Consider the following 17,920-nt stretch of genomic DNA (forward strand, 5'->3'; position numbering starts at 1 on the left):
CTAGGCGGGTGACTCCTCACGCATGTCTGGCGGCAGCAGGTTGGGAATCCCGTCTTCGATCGGGTACCGTTCCCCACACGCTGTACAGACCAGCGTTCCAGAGATGATCTCGGGGTCCTCGCTCGAGTCGTCGTACTCGGCGTCCTCGAGTTCGAGGTCGTTTTTGTCCAGCGGACAGCACAGGATCTCCAGCAACGACTCCTTCATACGTCGACAGGGGACCGCATCCAGCAAAAGGCTTCGGGAACGTTCTCACTCGAGATCGGGAACCAACGGTCGAGACGCGGATCGAACGGCCCAAGTGGGGTCGTAAAAACCGTTCAAAACACGCTTACGCGTCGTCGTACGGCGATTCGAGAACAACGGTTTCTTCGCGACCCGGCCCGACACCGATCGCATACAGGTCGGCGTCGAGTTCGGCGGCGATGTACTCGAGGTACGTTCGGGCGTTCTCTGGAATGGCTTCGTAGCCGTTGTCGGCGACGGCTTGCCAGTCGACTTCCGGCCATCCGTCGAAGGTACGATAGTTCGCTTCACAGCGCGCCCACTGTTCGGTCGTCGGTGGGACGGTAAACACTTCCTCCCCGTCGAAGTCGTAGCTGTGGCCGACCTTGACGTCTTCCAGGCCGGCGAGCACGTCGATGTGGTTGATCGCGAGGCCGGTGAAGCCGTTCGCCCGCGCGGCGTGGCGCAACATCGGCATGTCCAGCCAGCCGACGCGCCGTGGGCGACCGGTGACCGTGCCGTACTCCCCACCTTCGTCACGGATGTAGGTGGCGAGTTCTTCGTCGGCTTCGTTCGTCCCGTCGTCAGCGTCGTAGTCGGGCGTCTGTCCTTCGACGCCACCGAGTTCGGTCGGGAGTGGGCCCGTGCCGACTCGCGAGAGATAGGCCTTGACGATACCGACGACGTCACCCTGGCCGACGACGGTCGGTGCAAGACCGGTTCCGACGGCCGCACCGCCTGCGGTCGGGTTCGAGGAGGTAACGTACGGATAGACGCCGTGGTCGATGTCGATGGAGGTCCCCTGTGCCCCCTCGAGCAGGACGTTTGCGCCGGCGTCGATTCTGTTCTGGAGGAACGTGCCGGAATCGACGGTCATGTTCTCTTCGGCCAGTCGCTCACCGTACTCGCGGTACGTTTCGAAGAGGTGTTCGATATCGAACGCCTCGGCGGCCTCGCCCTCGAGTGTGACGCCAAAGACCTCCTCGGCGAGTGCTCGCTTCTGTGGGACGACGTACTCGAGTCGCTCCCGGAGCACGTCCGGATCGAGCAGGTCACCGATTCGGACACCGCGTCGGCCCATCTTGTCCTCGTAGGTGGGTCCGATACCGCGACCGGTCGTCCCCGCCGCGAGGTCGGCTTTTTCGTCTTCTTCGATTCCATCCAGTACGCGGTGGTAGGGTAAGATAACGTGCGCGCGTTGGGCGACGCGAACGTCGGGCTCGAGGCCGCGTTCACGAAGTTGGTCGATCTCGGCAAACAGGGTCTCTGGGTTGACCACACAGCCGTTCCCAAGAACGCCGATTTTGCCTCGAACGGCTCCAGAGGGAACCAGAGAGAGTTTGTACTTCTCGCCGTCGTGGACAACCGTGTGTCCGGCGTTGTCGCCACCCTGATACCGTGCGACGACATCGGTCGCGTCGCCATAGAGGTCGACGACGCCACCTTTGCCTTCGTCGCCGAGTTGCGACCCGACGATTGTGACAGTCATACAGACGCCGGATTCTTTCCCGGCCGATAAACCGGTTACGGTCTGTGTGTCCTTCTGAACGAAAATGTATGCACAACCATGCATTATCCACTCCAAAATCTCCGAAAATACTGGTTGGGTGTGGATACCGAACGGTATGGCCCGAGTGAAGGTATCGCGAACTCAACCGTAATCCACTCGCTCAGCACCCCGTCAAGCGTTGTCGCGTGAACCGAGCCTGCAAACCGCTATCGTCCGGTTCACAGGTCCTGATAGGGAGTATCGTCGGCGTTCATCGGTACCGACGAAGAACCGAGTCACAGCGTCGACAGCCGTCCTTCGAAACCGCCGACTGGCTACGATAATCCCGATGACTTGACCAACCACTCAGTGCATCTGTTCGACCGTCACTCAAAGGATTGTTCGTGAGGGTTACTGGCACGAACCCGAAGCGTTAACTACTGCCATGACAAATTTTCCAATCTATTCCCCGATTCTTCGCCTCAGGAGGGCAATCTTTAAAAGGTGCAAAGACAAGTTAACAAATGCCATGATAGACCGACTTGAGAAAGAAGTTGATATGCTGGAACGACATCTGCAGGTCCTGAAGATGGTTATCGAGAACGAGCCGATCGGGATCGTCAAAATGTCGAACGAGACTGGTTACCCCCACCACAAGGTTCGGTACTCCCTCCGCGTCCTCGAGGAAGAAAACCTCATCGAGCCCTCCAGCCAGGGTGCGATCAAAACTGAGCGCACCATCGAATTCGTCGACGAACTCGACGGCAAACTCGACGAAATCGTCGACAAACTCGATGCCATGAAAATCGAGGACGTCGCCGAAATCGAAGGCTAACTGCGACTCGCGTCTCGGACCTCTTCCTGACTCTGTTGCGGTAAAGGTCCTCGATAGTGTCGACTGTAACGCTGACTCGAGTGAACACCACGGAGTTTGCTTCCGTGGCCTGATAGGTTTACTGTCGTCTCTTCCCGAAATTGCACTGTGACGGATGAGGATCACCGGTGAGCAGGTACAGCAGGACGTATGAAAGCCGGTGCAGGTACAGCAGGACGTATGAAAGCCGGTGCAGGTACAGCAGGACGTATGAAAGCCGGTGCAGGTACAGCAGGACGTATGAAAGCCGGTGCAGGTACAGCAGGACGTATGAAAGGACGGCACTCGAGTAATCGCAGCCGAATCCGACACCGCTCTCGATTCACCGCTTTTCGTCAAGCGTGAGGAAATGCTACAGTTCGGGGACGTTCATGTGGAACCCACCCGAGCGTGATTCGGCCAAGCACAGATGATACCCACCCTGTTTCCGGGAGAGGGACACGTAGCTCATCCGGGAATCCCGACTGAGGAATCCGCCGCCACCGGTCGCCTGTTCGACGACCTCGAGGGCACCCGGTTCGAAGAAACTCGAGGTGACGACGAACGCAGCACTCAACTCAGGGTGGTTCGCTTTCACCGCCGATGCGGAGGCCTCCATAGTCTCGAGCATTCCGCGTGTCGCGGGCTCGCGGGCGTCGTTGAGGTTGATAGCGATCAGGGGATTCCCCATCTTGTCGAAGACGACGACGTCGAATTCGACGGTATCCGGGACGCCTTCGGTTTCGTCGTCCTCGAGGGAGATGGTGGCGTAGAGTTCTGCGCGGTCGACGAACGGGATCGCATCGTACAGGTCGCCGAGTGCGTCCCCATGACCGGTATCTCGAACCTCGAACGGGAGCGTTTCGATGAGCCACCTGACGAGTTGAAACTCCATACTCGAGTGCAAGAACTCGTCGTAGGGCTGGCCATTGACGACGACGTTCTCGGAGTCGAACTGCGTATGGTGTTCCAGACGAAGGTTTTCGACGACCGCGTCACGATCAGCACCATCGTCGTGTGCTGATTTCAGGGTCGGCTGACTCTTCGAGTCGTATCTGACGAACAGGTTCGTCCCTCTCAATGCGTCGTTCGGTGTGAGTTCGGTTGCATCGACCGGAATCCCAGCCGCACGCTGTTCACGCACGCGCTCGAGTTCGTTCTCGAGTTCGTCGATCCGGCTCCGGAGACTGTCGATCGTCGTCGACATCTCGGACCGTTCCTCGCGGAGCGATTCCAGTTCACCCTGGAGTTCCGCACGCTCCGCTGCCAGCGTGTCGCGTTCGCTTTCTAGTTCCTCGCTTCGGTTCTCGAGGGCTGATTTCTCGGCCTCGAGTTCGTCGACTTTTTGCGTGAGTTGGTCGATGCGGTCCTCTCGCTCGAGCATGTCGGGCTCGAGTGCATCTTCTGCGCTCCGGCCAGGTGGCGTTCGGCTCGATTGTGTCGACGACTGTTGCCGGCGTGACCGCGAGGACTTTGGCGTCGATGTCGAACTCGACGTGCGGGCCGTCTCCGAGGACTGGGTATCACTGGAGTTGCTGTCAGTAGTCTTCTCCGAGTTGGAACGCCGTCGTGGTCGCTTGTCTGACCGTGCGGATGACCGACCCGTTCGTGTTCGTTTCGACGAAGGAGCGTCCTTCGAATTATCGGGGTCGATCGACGGTATCTGTCGCGTTTCACGCCACTGTTCTTCACGTTTGAAGCGTTCCTCGAGCGGGTCTGCAGAGGTCGATTGGGACGTTTCCGGTTTCGTTCCTTGGGGCGCAGTCTCGTCAATCTCAGCACTTTGGGAATCGGGTTCTGGGTCCTGATTCCAGGGCAATGCATCGTCATCGAGCTCGTTGGCTGCTTGCTCCACTTCGTCCGGCTCGAGGCCGTCACTCGAGGCGGGTGGCATCGGTTGGGCAGCCCGACCAGTATCCCCGGCCGGTGGTTCCTGCTCTCCTTGGACCTCGGTTTCGGACGTCGTCGCGTCTTCTGGTTCGGGCGTCGTCGCGTCTTCTGGTTCGGGCGTCGTCGCGTCTTCTGGTTCGGGCGTCGTCGCGTCTGCTTCCGCTTCCGTGATCACGGACCCGGTGTCCTCGTCCGAAGCAGGTGGCATCGGCTGTGGGCTCTGATCGTCGTCAGCGGCCGTTGTCGCCTCGTCACTGCTATCGACTGCTGTCGCCTCGTCAGTGCCATCTCTCACTGCGCTGTCAGTGTCCCCTTCCTGCTCGTCCGTGATGCTCTTCGCATCAGTGATGCCGTTTGACGGGGTGACATCCTCGACCGGTGACGCGGTCGTCGTAATCCCGTTTTCGGAAGCGTCCGTCCTCTCTTCCCTCGGATCGACCTGTGACGTGGCGTCGGCGACTGGTGCCGTGTCCGTAGACTCGAGGTCGGTATCAGCACCTCTTTCATCGACACCTGGCTCCTCAGCACTTCCTTCATCGATGCTCGCTGCCGGTTCCGGCTCCGGTTCGTCGGATGGAATGTCGGCAATTTCGATTGAGGTATCGACGACACGATAAATCCCGACTTCGTCGTCGGCCCGCTCGAACGCTTCCTCGCCGGTGAGTAACCGTTCGGCGTTGCCGATGTACGCGGCCGCCATTCTCCGGCCACCATAATAAACGAGGTAGTAATCGCCGCTCAGCACCTGTTCGCTCAGTTCGACGTAGCCCGTGAACGATTTGTTCTGGAGCGTGCGATCGACCTCGTGTATCGGTGTGTCGTTCGTGTAATACTTGGCTCGCGTCTCGCTGTCGCCTTCGTGCATCGTACACAGCAACGGCAGTGAGGGGTGGGGGGAATCGTATATGGTGCCCTGATTCGATTCGAACGTCTCGAGGGAGCCGTCGAAGACGCCGACAATACGGCCGTTGAGCATAAACGCCCACGCGCCACCGGCCGTTACGGCACCGGAAAACTCTGCGTCGGCGAGGTCACTGAGGCCGTCGTAACCGCCAGAAAACGGCCGAGACTCCCATCGCTCGACGCGTTCGTGCGTGCGCGGATCCATAATGCAACAAGCGGGAACCGCTGTAAATACGTTTCGCCTGGCTCCGATAGAAACGACGCATCAAGACGAAAAATCACCTGTTAGTCGATCAAGCGACCGACCGCAACAAGTTTTCATCGGCTTGATAGTATAGCCAGAGAAACGATTGGCTCCCCCTATCTGGACGCTGTCTTGTTGTCGCGTCTGCAATAGCTTTCAATGGCCTGTATGCGCTCGAAACCATCGAGAGGGATGCAAATCCGACCGAGAGCGGGTTAGATTTTCGACTCGGCGTCGTCAGCGAGCTCTTGCATCCGTTTGCCGATTCGGCCGGCACTCGAGAACTCGTCTTCGCTCATCGCGCTCGCGAGGGCATTTCCGAGGACGAACACCGCGTGTTTGTGTTCACTTTTCGATTTATGGACGTCGTCCGGATCGATATCGAGCTGGTGATACGCGTCGAAAAGGCTGGCATCGACGTTTTCTCGCTCGGAAAAGTACTCCATAATGACGACGAGTTCGTCGTGGAGCTCGAGCAGTTCATCTTTGTGCATACACCGAGGTATGAACGGTCTCAATTTAAGGTTTGTGTGGCTCACTGTGCCAAATTCTCCAGTATCAGTGACTGTCGGTTTCGTCGTTCCCGAAAGAGGCTTTCCGAGCATCCAATGCGAGGAGCACAATCCAGCCACCGAAGGCGATAGCCGCAATCGTTTCTGGAATCGCAAACCAGTGCCAGGGATCGGTCGCCCCTGCCCGCCACAGAAGCCAACCGAGCCAGCCCACTGTTTGGCAGATACCGAACCAGAACGATGCCAGTGACAGCCGCGTTTCACCCTCGAGGGCCTGGCCGGTTCCGATCACCCACTGGGCAATCGGTGCCAGGACGAAAAACGTCAGTGCCGAGGGGCCGTGCATGTCGGTCGCCAGGTAGTAGTCCGTGTGTCCCAGGAAAAAGAGGCCGACGCCGATTAGCCCACCCACAGCGAGGGTAGCGATGGCGATGCCGACGCGCTCGAGGCCGTTACGAGCGGTGGTCCACAGGTACCAGAGGAACGGCAGTCCACAGAGACCGCCGACGATCAGCCCGCCGTTGAACAGCCAGAAGGTGGTTGCTGTGGTCCGCCCCATGTCCGACAGTGCTCTAGTTTGCCAGGTAAAGGTCTCCGGGGCTGCCAGAACAGTCGCGAGCAGCATCGCTCCGACAGCAATTGACGGACCCACCAGCCCAGCGCGGATAGCGAGTCGTTCGGGATCGATGTCGTGGTTGAGTGACCTCACGGAGCGACCACCTCTTGTTCGGACCCACCGAACTGGGAGGGGCCAGATATTGTTGACTCGGGCATTGTTGACTCGGCCATCGATTCTACCGTCTCGGAGTCGGTGTCGGCACCCTCGAGCGTGACCGAAACCCCTGCCTCGTCGGTCACTGTGCTTGCCTCGAGGTCAACGAACGATTCGTTTCCAGCGAACAACACGACCGTTCGATCATCGGGACGGTCAATGGCGAACGCATATTCGTCGGTGAGCCAGGTTGCGTTCCGACGGTCACTCACCGTACTGTTTTCGAACGCGCCGACCGGCTCACCGTCGATGACAGCCGTTTCCGATCGGTTCTCGAGGTACTTGACCGTGGCCGATTCGAACGTCGTTGCGTTGGCTTCGTCAGCGAACGTGATCGCCCAGGTGTACCCGTCCGTCCCGGAAGCCCCAGGTGTCGCCACGGGAACCAGCTGGTCGTACTGCCAACCGGCGGCAGCGTCAGCGCTCGTGGCCGTCGAGAGCTCGGTCTCGAGGACAGTCCGAAGGACGAACTCGCCCATCACGTCGGTCACGCCATGGTCGGCCTGCCAGGTCGTATTCGTCGTCTCGATATCGAGGTCGAAGGTGGGGAGTGGATCACCCGAGTGGCTCGCGTTCCCAGTCCCTCCGCTGAGCACCCTTGCCATCGTCACCGGTGGCTCGTCGTACACGGACCAGTGGGTGGCAGGGGAATCAACGGCTGCATCGACGTACCGATCGCCGTGATAGTACGGTCCCCAGGCGAGTTTCGTCCCAGGGCTGGCGTTGGGATACAACTCCGAGAGAACTTCCCGCTCCGAAGCGACCGGCTGGTCGTAGCGCTCTGTGTAGGCACTCGAGACGTAGACGGCACCGCCCTCGAGGAGACTCGTGAGCGCTAGCGTGCCATCGGTGGTCCCGGCGTGGCCGGGTGGCATCGACTCGAGAATACGCTGTGGCGCGTGCTGTTGATACTGTGCCGTGTGGACGAACTCGTGGACGAGCACTTGCTCGATTTCCGGGGCAGTAGCGTTTTCACCCGGCAGTATGTAGACGGCCTGCATCGCGCTCGCGACGCCACCCACCCGCAACTGACCGTCGACGTCGTCGGGATCGAAAGCGCCGACTCCCATGACGGTATAGAAACTCGAGGATTCCTGGCCTATCGGCCCGTTGGTCCGGAACGGCTCCTCGACGTAGACGGTCGGCGGGTAGATTTCTACCTCGAGCAAGGTTTCGACGCGCTCGAGCGTTCGGTTTGCGTCCACCGGTAGCTCACCCTCGACGGTAAGCGTCGGGTCCTCGTACTCACCACCACCGTCATCGTTCCCCGTGTCCTGTAAATCTGCGACGGGGGCTGCACAACCCGCCAGCACCACGACGAGCGCGACAGCCACCACCCGCACCGACCCGTTCATGTATTTGACCTGTAATGGCACCGAGATAAATACACCGACAGGCAAACGGTTTTGCCGCAGGCGCTGGGATTGTGAGTATGACCGGAATCGTCTTTTTCGGTACCGAATCGCCCGCTACAGTCGTCGATTTTTACACCGAACGCCTCGGTGCCGAACGCTGGCTCGAACAACCCGACTGCACGATCTTACGATACGACAACCTTCTATTCGGGTTCTGCGATCGTGAAGATCCGGACCTCGAGGGAACGATTACGTTCGTGCTCGATTCTCGAGCGGCCGTCGACGAAGCCTACGTCGAACTCGAGGACGTCGCCCGCGAGAAGCCAGTCCTGAACGAAAAGTACCAAATCTACCAGTTCTTCGGCACCGATCCCGAAGGTCGAACCATCGAAGTACAGGCGTTTCTTCACGAAACGGATTCGATCTGAACCCGGCCGGAGGGTGAAACTGCCGTTACAACTCGACGCCGCTTGGAATCAGGCTGTGGTGGCGAAGCAGGTCGCCGTCTTCGTCGTAGACGAGGAACGTCCGTTTGTCGAACTCGACGAACGTTTCGCCGTCGACCGCAATTGAGACGTGATATTCGCCATCAGTGTCCGTATTCCCCTTCCCGTAGCCTCGAGCGGCGCGAATAAACCGAAGGACGTCAGTTGCAGTTTCGTTCAACTCGAGAATAAAATCACCCGTCATTCGGTTCGTGACGCTGATGACGCCGGTCGTCTCATCGTCACCGATCGGGCCTTGCAATCGGAGGGCAACGTCGGTTTCTGCTGCCTCGAGGGTGTCTCCATCGGGACCTGTGAGGCGCTCTCGAAGGAGCGACTCGGGTCCGGTGAAATCGATCGCTACCGACGGACGGTGTGGTTCGTCGTCGGTTTCGATCCAGTCGATGTTGCTGACGTCTAGCGTGAAGTACTCGCGCCTCATTACGCACTTGTCGGTTAGCACTCACGCGGTATGAACGTAACGCCCACGCAATACGATTCCACGAAACCGTCGCCGGTTGGGTGGGCCATCCAATTTAAGAGCCTTCGGTACCCACGTTTCAGGGAATACGAGTGTATGGATTCTCATCGTGACGACCATCGGGAGGGAAGCCAGGGTGGTGACACTGACGAGACCACAGACGAACGTAAAACGTCACGTCGTGAGGATTCTGACACACCTGGTACTGATTCACCGACGGCAGGAAGTGACACGCCCACGCCAGGAGCGGATTCGGCTGCAACAGCGACTGACGACTCGGCGGCAGGGACTACCGCACCGCTCGAGGAAGGGTCGGACGCTGAAAATCCGCCCCTCGAGTCGACGTTCGACCGAATACGGCGAACGCTCCTGCGTGCCGTCGAGATGTTGCAAGGGTCGCGGATCGACGTCAGTGCCTACGATCCGGAGGCACACGGCCCGCTCGTCGATGCGGCACCTCCTATCACTGACGATGACGGCACGGGAGACACGGGCCCCGGAACTGACGCGGAATCCCATATCGAGGAAATCGAACGCTACTGGGTCAACGCCCCGTTTTCATACGTAATCATCCAGTACGATTCACGACGGAGCCAACACCGATACCGAACCGTCGAACCCCAACTCGACGAGGACGAACGCCTCCTTCTCGAGACGTTGCTCGAGGACGTCAGGGACCCGCTGCTGTATCGAGACAGTGAGACTGAAGACGTCGAAACGGTGCTCCTGGAAACGATTCACGAGTATCTCGAACGCTACGGCGCAGAGATCGATATGCGATCTTTTTATCGGATCTTCTACTACATTTTTCGGGATTTTCGTGGTTATGGGCGACTCGACCCGATTATGCACGACCCACACGTCGAGGACATCTCCTGTGATGGCTACGACCTCCCCATCTTCGTCTACCACGACCAGTTTACCGACGTGAAGACGGACGTCTCGTTCGAAGCCGACGACCTCGATCGGTTCGTCATTCGACTGGCACAACACTCCGGTCGGCACATCTCCGTCGGCGACCCGATGGTCGAAACGACGCTACCGGATGGCTCCCGTGCTGAGTTAGCGCTCGGTGAGGAGGTCACGCCTCGAGGGTCCGCGTTTACGATTCGGAAATATGCCGACGAGCCGTTGACGCCCGTCGACCTGATCGAGTACGGCACCTTTAGTATCGAACAGATGGCGTACCTGTGGCTCGCTATCGAACACAACAAGAGCCTCATTTTCGCCGGCGGGACTGCGTCCGGAAAAACGACGAGTATGAACGCGATATCCATGTTCGTCCCACCCCGGTCGAAGGTGCTGACAATCGAGGACACACGCGAACTCCAGTTGTACCACGACAACTGGCTCTCTTCGGTGACGCGAGAACGACTCCACGAAGGCAAAAACGTCTCGATGTACGACCTGTTGCGGTCGGCTCTGCGTCACCGTCCCGAGTACATCGTCGTCGGAGAGGTCCGTGGCAACGAAGCGATCACGCTCTTCCAGGCGATGAATACCGGTCACACGACCTACTCCACCATGCACGCCGATTCCGTCCAGACCGTTATCAACCGACTCGAGAACGAACCGATCAACGTCCCTCGAGCGATGGTCCAGAGCCTGGACATCCTCTCGGTCCAGATGCTGACCAGAATCGATGGCGAACGCGTCAGGCGGAACAAAGTGCTGGCCGAAATCGAAGGGGTCGACCAGCGAACGGGCGAACTCGATTATTCGACGGCCTACCGCTGGCACGGGGAGTCAGATACGTACCGTCACGAGAACAGTCGCGTCCTCGAAGAAATACGAACTAATCAGGGCTGGAGTCAACGTGACCTCCTGATCGAGCGTCGAAACCGGGAAGCGTTCCTCGAGTACGCCCTCGAAAACGGCGTCTCCGATTATCGGCGATTTACCGCACTGGTCAACGAATACTACGCCAACAAAGAACGGGTGATGGCAATCGTCGAAAAAGCGTCAGATGAGGACTCGAGAGGGAGAGACATCGACGATGCCGGAACCGAGGCAACTCGTCCAACCGAATCCAAACCGGACGAGAGATACCAAACCGAAAACCGGACCGAGGACTCTCGAAGCGAGGTCCAGACCGACCAATCGCAACCTGAGGACCGACCGGATACGGAAGAAGACTCGGCCACGGAGCCTGCTGACTCGAGGGACGGGGCTGAACGTATAGATGACGATGAAAGCGGAGAGTTACCGGTTGGGACCGACCAATGAATTGCGAGGCCGCGAGAATCGGGTGGCAGACGAGACCCAGGGGTAACGTGGAGGGGCTATGACGCTCGCCAACTTCCTCCCGCTGATCGTCATCGTCGTTCTCTGTGCGCCCGTTGCTCTCGCACGGGTGGTTCCGGGGATAGATACGGTTCTGGCTCGAGGAGCCGTAATGATATTTGGTTCGTACGTCGATGAGTTCCGGAGCGAACACCCCGGTCGCCAGAAAGCTCTTCGTTCGGCACACTTCGGGACGACCTATCGCGAATACGGCTCGAAATCGTTCCTGTATGCGGCCCTGTTCGCCATCGTCGGAAGCATACTCGGAATCTACGTCATCTGGGGGCTCTTGCTCGTACTCTCTATCGAACCAAACGTTATGCGCGAGCAACTGCCGAGTGCACTCGGGTTCCTGGCTAACCTCGGCGGGGTGCCATCGCTGTCACCGCTCGAACTGTTCGGGCTGTTGTTGCTCTCCTGTCTGACCCTCGGAGCGCTCGCCGGTGGTGGCACATACTGGCTCCGCTGGTGGTACCCGACGTACGTGGCCGACAACCGGGCACGCCGCATCGAAGCCGCGCTCCCCTCGACAGTCTCGTTCATTTACGCACTCTCGAGAAGCGGAATGGCCTTTCCGAAAATCATCCGTATCGTCGCGGCAAACGAGGACACTTACGGTGACGCCGCCGGTGAGTTCGACGTCGCAGTGCGAAACATGGACACTTTTGGGATGGACGTCATCTCAGCCCTCCAGGAGATGGGCCGACGGTCTCCCAGCCCGCAGTTTCGCGAATTCACGGAGAACCTGGTGAGCGTCTTACAGAGCGGACAGGGGCTCTCGCCGTTTCTCGAGCGCCAGTACCACGAGTATCAAGAAGAGAGCGAATCACAACAGGAGCGAATGCTCGATTTGCTGGGGACGCTTGCGGAGGCGTACGTCACCGTTCTCGTTGCCGGGCCGCTCTTTCTCATCACCATTCTGTTCGTCATCGGTATCTCCGTCGGTGACACGCTCGAGCCGCTGCAGGTGTTGATCTACGTGATCTTGCCGTTTGGCAACCTCGCATTCATGGTCTATCTCAGTATGGTCACCGACTCGATCAACCCCGGCCGACCGACTGACGAGGCCATCGATCCCCGAAACACGAACTCGATCGCACTGCAGGCCGTTCGAACTGATGGCGGACACGCCGACGATATCGCGTCGGCCAATGCCGAGCGGGTACAGCTCTACCGTCGCTTTCGGTCGATTCGAAAGCGGCTTGGCGCTCCACTCGAGACGCTGACAGAACGACCCGAATTAACGTTTCTCGTGACCGTCCCACTCGCGGCCATCGTCATCCTCTCGAGTGCGCAGAGCGCGCAAGCTATTGGTGACCTGACGGTCACTGCGATCGACGACGTCCTCGTTCTTGCGTTTCTCTTTGCCGGGGTCGTATTTGCGCTCTTTTATGAAATCCATCGTCGGCGACTGAACGCCATCGAGGCCGCAATTCCCGATCTGCTCGACAGGCTCGCAAGCCTCAACGAAGCCGGCATGCCGCTTTTGAGTGCTATCGGCCGGCTTCGACGGTCCGATCTCGGCGGACTCGACACCGAACTCGACCGAATCTGGGGTGACGTCCAGTGGGGTGCCGACCTCGAGACCGCACTCCGTCGGTTCGGTGCCCGCGTTCGTACGCGAGCGACCTCCCGAGTCGTGACGCTGCTCACCGAGGCGATGAACGCCAGTGGCGACCTCTCGACGGTGCTTCGGATTACCTCACGCCAGGCGGCAGCCGATAGACGGCTCAAGCGTGAACGTCGACAGGCCATGCTCGAGTACATGGTCGTCGTCTACATCTCGTTCCTGGTGTTCCTGTTCATTATCGCCGTGTTGGCCGGGTACATGCTGCCGAACCTCCAGATTGAAGCGCTGGAAAGCGGCGGGGATGCTGTCGACCCGACACAGGTCGAAGGGCTGGCAGGGCTTGGAGATATCGACCCTGATGCGTATCTCACCCTGTTCTATCACGCGACCCTGATACAGGGCGCGCTCTCGGGGCTGATCGCCGGCCAGTTGAGCGCTGGAGACGTGAAAGCCGGGGCAAAACACGCCGTTGCGATGGTTGCGCTGTCGTTCCTGCTGTTTGCGCTGTTCATCTGACCGGTGAAACAGGCCTCGACTCGAGTCAATATCGGTCGACATTTACCTCGAGCGGGCGCAGATGGGGGCGATGGACCGACGGGCAAACGTTCGGGACACCTACGACCGCATTGCGGCCCACTTCGCATCGACCAGAGAGTACGCCTGGCCGGAAGTCGAGTCGTTCGTCGACAGCTACGGCGACCGCGACATCGATGTCGCGCTCGACCTCGGCTGTGGAAACGCCCGCCACGCCGAAGTGCTGGCCGAACACGCCACTCGAGTCCTCGGGGTCGACGTGAGTCGGGGTTTACTCGAGACCGCTGCCGACCGGTCTCGAGAGCGAGGGTTTACTGTCGAGTTGGTGCAAGCGGATGCCAGCACGCTCCCGGTTCGATCGGGGGCCGTGGATATCGCCGTGTACGTCGCGACGCTGCATCATCTGCCAACACGCGAGCTTCGTCTGGCGAGTCTCGACGCGCTGGCAGATGTCCTGGTCTCGGACGGCGTTGCCCTCGTCAGCGCCTGGAGCACGGCCCACGATGCCTTCGAGGAAACGACAGGATTCGATACCACTGTCGAGTGGACCCTGCCCGGCGGCGAAACCGTCGACCGCTTCTATCACATTTACGACTCCCAGGAGTTTACCGCGGACCTCGAGGCCAGTTCTCTCGAGACGGTCAGTTTCGAACTCTCGAGCGGGAACTGCTATGCGGTCGTCAGACCGAACTCGAGTCGCTGATTTTGTCCCAACAGGGTAGCACCGATCCGGCGGCGATCGATAGCGGTTTGGACTATCAGCAACTCTGTTCGGCTATGGGCGACCTCAACACGATTGCGAAGCGAATTCACAATATTTCACCGAAACCGGTGTTTCTCCGTCTCGAGGACGGCACCGAGGGCGTCTTCCGAATGGACTGGGTCGAGTTCTTTCAACAGGAGTTCAAAGCCGAAGGCGTTCGCGACGATGACGACGCAACCTATCGGTTCGTCTCGAGTGCGGACAACGAATCGGTGCTGGTCGGTAAACAGGAACCCGACGAAACTGAGTGGACGTCACTGGGGGCGATAACTGATCTGGAACCGGTGGAAGACGACGAGTAACAGTAAGGTGAGGCCACTGGATCGTGATTTCAATCCTCACCCCACACTATTCTTTTCGTATCATATACTATGCCTGGGATAGTATAGCGACCTTTCACAGCGATCCCAGTACAATCTCTGCATTAACTTGCTATTAACCCGGTAGTGACGTGTTTCCGGGATACTGCTCTCACTCTGCCGGCGGACCATCCCATGCCGTTGCATCGTCGGCCGGTTCGTAGCCGATCACCGCTCGAGCGTGCTCGAGGTCGAACCAGCTTCGGTCGCTCGCGCTGCGACCGTAGAACACCTCGAACTCGCCAGGAGGTTGCCTGTCCGCTTCGTCGGCCGCGTTGGCTCGCTCGTGGCCACGCTCGAGACAGCGACGGACCTGCTGGGCGACGTCCCGACGGGACTGCCACATACACGCCTGGCGGGCAACCTGTCGTTCGTACCCCTCACTCTCCCGTTCGAACGCGCCGGTTTCGACGCCCCGTTCGGCGTCACCGTAGGGATGGTCGTATTCCGGGCCCCGGACCGAGCAAATCCGCAGCGCGTAGCAGTTGCATCCGTGTGCGTCGGCTGCCAACTGCGCCATCGCCTCGCCGAAGACTTTGACCACGCCGTAGCGAGAATCCGGCCGCGGCCGCACCGTGTGATCGATCTCGAGGTCACTGTCCTCGCCGTATATTTCGGGCGCGTTTTGCGCTTCGTACATCCCCACCGCGTGATTCGACGAGGCGTAGACGACGGTGTCGACGCCCTCGTTCGCGGCTGCCTCGAAAACGTTCGCAATCGCCTGGCAACTCTGGCCGAACCCGGCCGACCACGCCAGCGAGCGGTCGTCGGGCCCGCCGACGAAATCCGGCATCCCGAGGTGAACCACCGCATCCTGGCCCACCATTGCCGCCCGAACCGTCGCGTAGTCGGTCACGTCTCCGATGGTCGTCTCACAGTCGGGGTCCGAATGCGGTTCGATATCGAGCCAGGTGAAGTCGTCCCGGTCCGTCTCGAGGTGGTCTCGCAACGCCGTTCCAACCGTCCCGTTCGCACCGGTCACGAGGACGTTCATGCTCGAGATGTGGGTTCCCAGGTACAAATAACGAGGTCAGTGACAGGTCGAGGCCTGACTCGAGGGGGAAGTACGACGTTCCTCTCTGGTTCGTACGCGGTCCGGGATGGTAACCCGAGTGCGAGACGGTCCTCTCACGCCGTTCGGTACCGTCACCCCCGTCGTTCAGATCCCTCTTGTGATAGCTGCTGTTCGCGAGTTTGCTCACGGTAAAAGTGCGCGGTCCGGGATTTGAACCCGACTGCGAGACGGTCACCTCACTTCGTTCGGTGCTGCGACTCGCGTGCTTCAAATCCCGTGAGTACATCTCTGGCTCACGGGTCTGTTCGCCAGAGAATGCGCGGTCCGGGATTTGAACCCGGGTCATCAGCTTGGAAGGCTGAGGTCATAGCCGCTAGACCAACCACGCGACCGGCAAATTGGACTATGGCATACGGTTTTAAGTCTCTTCCCATTTTCGATCAATCGCTACCGTTCTGCACAACCAGGGAGCATACTGGGGCGAAAGCCACCAGATGCATCCGAAAATCCATTCACTAACTACGGTTCGATTGCCCTCCTGAGTTTCCAATCCACAGTTTCAGAAACTGCCACTCCGTAGCAGCGAGAGATATGAGTAATTTCTGGAGTTATATCAGTCGGATGGGAACCCCGTCAGTCGAAATCGATTAGCTGTCCGGACTCGGCGTACTTCACTGCCTCGAGTGCGTCGATGTACCCTGCACCGACGTTCGTGGCCGTGTACTCGGCCGTTCCTGTGGGACCCTCTAGATCACTCGTTGCATCGGGGTCGGCCGTCGCCTCGAGCGTCGTAATCACGTCCATCGGATCGGGTGCGGAGCCGTGGTTCTCGATGTAGGCATCGATGACCAGGGCGGCACAGCCTGCTGCGACCGGGTTCGACATGCTCGTTCCCGAGAGGAGGCCGTACCAGAGTTCGTCGTCCGAACCTAGCGCCCACAGTGGCTGCACGGGATTGAGCGTACTCATCACGTCGGCCCCTTTTGCGGCGACGGCGGGACGGTTCAGTTCGAGTGTCCCAAGTTCGTCCTCGGGGACGCCGCTGAACAGGTCGACCACGTTTTCGTACGCGGTCTGCCTGTCGTGATTGCCATCCGCTGCGCCGCGAGAGGAGAAGTCCGTGACCGACTGGTCGGCGTGGGTGGCCGCCACGCTCAGCGTGTACGGCGCCCCCTTTCGCTGACCGAGCGTGTCGTCACCTGGGCCGTCGTTGCCGGCCGAGTACGTGACGAGTACGCCGGCCTCGGTCGCGTACCACGTAGCGACGTTGAGGGGGTCGTACGGGTCGTAATCGCCCGGCCCGGCACCGTAGGAGTTCGAAGCGACGTGAATCCGGTGTTCGCCCGAGTGCTGGAGTTCGAGGAGGTGGTCGTAGGCCGAGACGGCTTTCAGCACCGTTAGCGAGGCGTTCGCCGAGTACGACGTCAATGTGACGTCGGGCGCCATTCCCGTATACTCGCCGTCGCTGGCAGAGCCGTCGGCGCCGACGCTGCCGGCACAGTGGGTACCGTGGCCGACGTCGTCGGTGTTCACGAGGCCCGCGTCGATCCAGAGGTCGCCCTCGTCAGCGAGTGGATCGCCCGCCCAGTGCCAGTTCGCCACGAGGTTGTCCTCGAGGTCGGGATGCGCGCCGTCGATGCCGGTGTCGATGACAGCGACGTGGGCGTTCTCGCCGGTGTAGGGAAGATCGAGTCCAGTCCCTTCCTGTACGTCTTTGGCCCGCGTGTCGGGGCGAGCGTCGTCGTGTTCCCACTCGAGTTCGGCGTTGGGCGAGATGCGTCGCACCTCGTCCCAGCCAGCGACTGTCTCGAGTTGTGCGCCGGTGAACAGGGCGTATCCGATGGGGAGTTGACTGAAGCCGAGGAACCCCTCCGCGAGGTCGAGGTCGGCGAGCAGGTCGACGTCGTCGGTCGTTTCGAAGACGACCAGTGCTTCCTGGAGGGTATCAGTCTCCAGATCCAGTGTGGCCGCGACCGTTCCCGATCCGGCGAGTGCGCCGACGCCGGTGGTTCCGACGAGTTTGAGGAATTTTCTTCTGTTCGATCTACTGGTGTCGTTGTCAGTGTATTGTGTCATCTATGGGTAGTTTGGCGTGGTGACTCGGCTGCCGAATCATCGCAGTTCGCACAGACCTAGCGGGGTCGTGGAAACGGTACTCGAGCCGTGTCGAAAACGGGTCGAACCCGA

15 protein-coding genes and 1 tRNA gene are annotated in these 17,920 nt (G+C 59.8%); 6 read left to right on the forward strand and 10 right to left on the reverse strand.

Features of this window, described 5'->3' with window-relative positions; translation table 11 throughout:
• Complete coding sequence (locus NLK60_RS01455) at positions 1-207, reverse strand: methytransferase partner Trm112 (RefSeq protein ID WP_254809127.1); 207 nt, start codon at positions 205-207, stop codon at positions 1-3.
• Between the two features lie 124 nt (positions 208-331).
• Positions 332-1,714 carry an adenylosuccinate synthase gene (locus NLK60_RS01460; protein WP_254809128.1) on the reverse strand — a complete coding sequence of 461 codons (1,383 nt, stop codon included), beginning with the start codon at positions 1,712-1,714 and terminating at the stop codon, positions 332-334.
• 529 nt (positions 1,715-2,243) lie between these two features.
• Here NLK60_RS01460 and NLK60_RS01465 point away from each other — a divergent pair.
• The gene (locus NLK60_RS01465) at positions 2,244-2,549 is read left to right on the forward strand and encodes a hypothetical protein (RefSeq protein ID WP_254809129.1); all 306 of its coding nucleotides are present in this window, start codon (positions 2,244-2,246) and stop codon (positions 2,547-2,549) included.
• Between the two features lie 391 nt (positions 2,550-2,940).
• Here the strand turns inward: NLK60_RS01465 and NLK60_RS01470 are convergent, their stop codons facing one another.
• The 4 genes from NLK60_RS01470 to NLK60_RS01485 all read right to left on the reverse strand — a co-directional run bounded on the left by NLK60_RS01470 (position 2,941) and on the right by NLK60_RS01485 (position 8,243).
• Positions 2,941-5,565 (reverse strand): DUF7527 domain-containing protein, encoded by a 2,625-nt coding sequence (locus tag NLK60_RS01470; protein ID WP_254809130.1) that lies wholly within the window; start codon positions 5,563-5,565, stop codon positions 2,941-2,943.
• A 254-nt stretch (positions 5,566-5,819) separates the two neighbouring features.
• The gene (locus NLK60_RS01475; RefSeq protein ID WP_254809131.1) at positions 5,820-6,098 is read right to left on the reverse strand and encodes a UPF0058 family protein; all 279 of its coding nucleotides are present in this window, start codon (positions 6,096-6,098) and stop codon (positions 5,820-5,822) included.
• A 64-nt stretch (positions 6,099-6,162) separates the two neighbouring features.
• Positions 6,163-6,825: a DUF998 domain-containing protein gene (locus NLK60_RS01480; RefSeq protein ID WP_256530385.1), complete on the reverse strand. Its 663-nt coding sequence runs from the start codon at positions 6,823-6,825 to the stop codon at positions 6,163-6,165.
• Positions 6,822-8,243: a hypothetical protein gene (locus NLK60_RS01485; RefSeq protein ID WP_254809132.1), complete on the reverse strand. Its 1,422-nt coding sequence runs from the start codon at positions 8,241-8,243 to the stop codon at positions 6,822-6,824. The genes NLK60_RS01480 and NLK60_RS01485 overlap by 4 nt, the downstream gene beginning before the upstream one ends.
• Before the next feature lie 77 nt (positions 8,244-8,320).
• Here NLK60_RS01485 and NLK60_RS01490 point away from each other — a divergent pair, with 77 nt between their 5' ends.
• Entirely contained in the window at positions 8,321-8,671 is a 351-nt protein-coding gene (locus NLK60_RS01490; RefSeq protein ID WP_254809133.1) for a VOC family protein, read from the forward strand.
• Between the two features lie 25 nt (positions 8,672-8,696).
• Here the strand turns inward: NLK60_RS01490 and NLK60_RS01495 are convergent, their stop codons facing one another.
• Positions 8,697-9,170 (reverse strand): DUF5793 family protein, encoded by a 474-nt coding sequence (locus tag NLK60_RS01495; RefSeq protein ID WP_254809134.1) that lies wholly within the window; start codon positions 9,168-9,170, stop codon positions 8,697-8,699.
• Positions 9,171-9,305: 135 nt separating this feature from the next.
• On the opposite strand from NLK60_RS01495, the gene NLK60_RS01500 reads away from it, so the two are divergent.
• The 4 genes from NLK60_RS01500 (at position 9,306) to NLK60_RS01515 (ending at position 14,661) form a co-directional block, all read left to right on the forward strand.
• Positions 9,306-11,435: a type II/IV secretion system ATPase subunit gene (locus NLK60_RS01500; RefSeq protein ID WP_254809135.1), complete on the forward strand. Its 2,130-nt coding sequence runs from the start codon at positions 9,306-9,308 to the stop codon at positions 11,433-11,435.
• 58 nt (positions 11,436-11,493) lie between these two features.
• The gene (locus NLK60_RS01505) at positions 11,494-13,578 is read left to right on the forward strand and encodes a type II secretion system F family protein (protein ID WP_254809136.1); all 2,085 of its coding nucleotides are present in this window, start codon (positions 11,494-11,496) and stop codon (positions 13,576-13,578) included.
• 70 nt (positions 13,579-13,648) lie between these two features.
• A complete protein-coding gene (locus tag NLK60_RS01510) occupies positions 13,649-14,299 on the forward strand; it encodes a class I SAM-dependent methyltransferase (RefSeq protein ID WP_254809137.1) in 651 nt (216 codons plus the stop codon).
• A 74-nt stretch (positions 14,300-14,373) separates the two neighbouring features.
• The gene (locus NLK60_RS01515; RefSeq protein WP_254809138.1) at positions 14,374-14,661 is read left to right on the forward strand and encodes a DUF8072 family protein; all 288 of its coding nucleotides are present in this window, start codon (positions 14,374-14,376) and stop codon (positions 14,659-14,661) included.
• A 169-nt stretch (positions 14,662-14,830) separates the two neighbouring features.
• Here NLK60_RS01515 and NLK60_RS01520 read toward each other — a convergent pair whose 3' ends face one another.
• The 3 genes from NLK60_RS01520 to NLK60_RS01530 form a co-directional block, all read right to left on the reverse strand.
• Positions 14,831-15,712, reverse strand: a complete 882-nt coding sequence (locus tag NLK60_RS01520) for an NAD-dependent epimerase/dehydratase family protein (protein ID WP_254809139.1) — start codon at positions 15,710-15,712, stop codon at positions 14,831-14,833.
• A 337-nt stretch (positions 15,713-16,049) separates the two neighbouring features.
• Positions 16,050-16,121 (reverse strand) — tRNA-Gly (locus tag NLK60_RS01525).
• Between the two features lie 245 nt (positions 16,122-16,366).
• Complete coding sequence (locus NLK60_RS01530; protein WP_254809140.1) at positions 16,367-17,809, reverse strand: S8 family peptidase; 1,443 nt, start codon at positions 17,807-17,809, stop codon at positions 16,367-16,369.
• Positions 17,810-17,920: the final 111 nt, after the last annotated feature.

This window comes from Natronosalvus amylolyticus (genome assembly GCF_024298845.1).
Taxonomy (GTDB): domain Archaea; phylum Halobacteriota; class Halobacteria; order Halobacteriales; family Natrialbaceae; genus Natronosalvus; species Natronosalvus amylolyticus.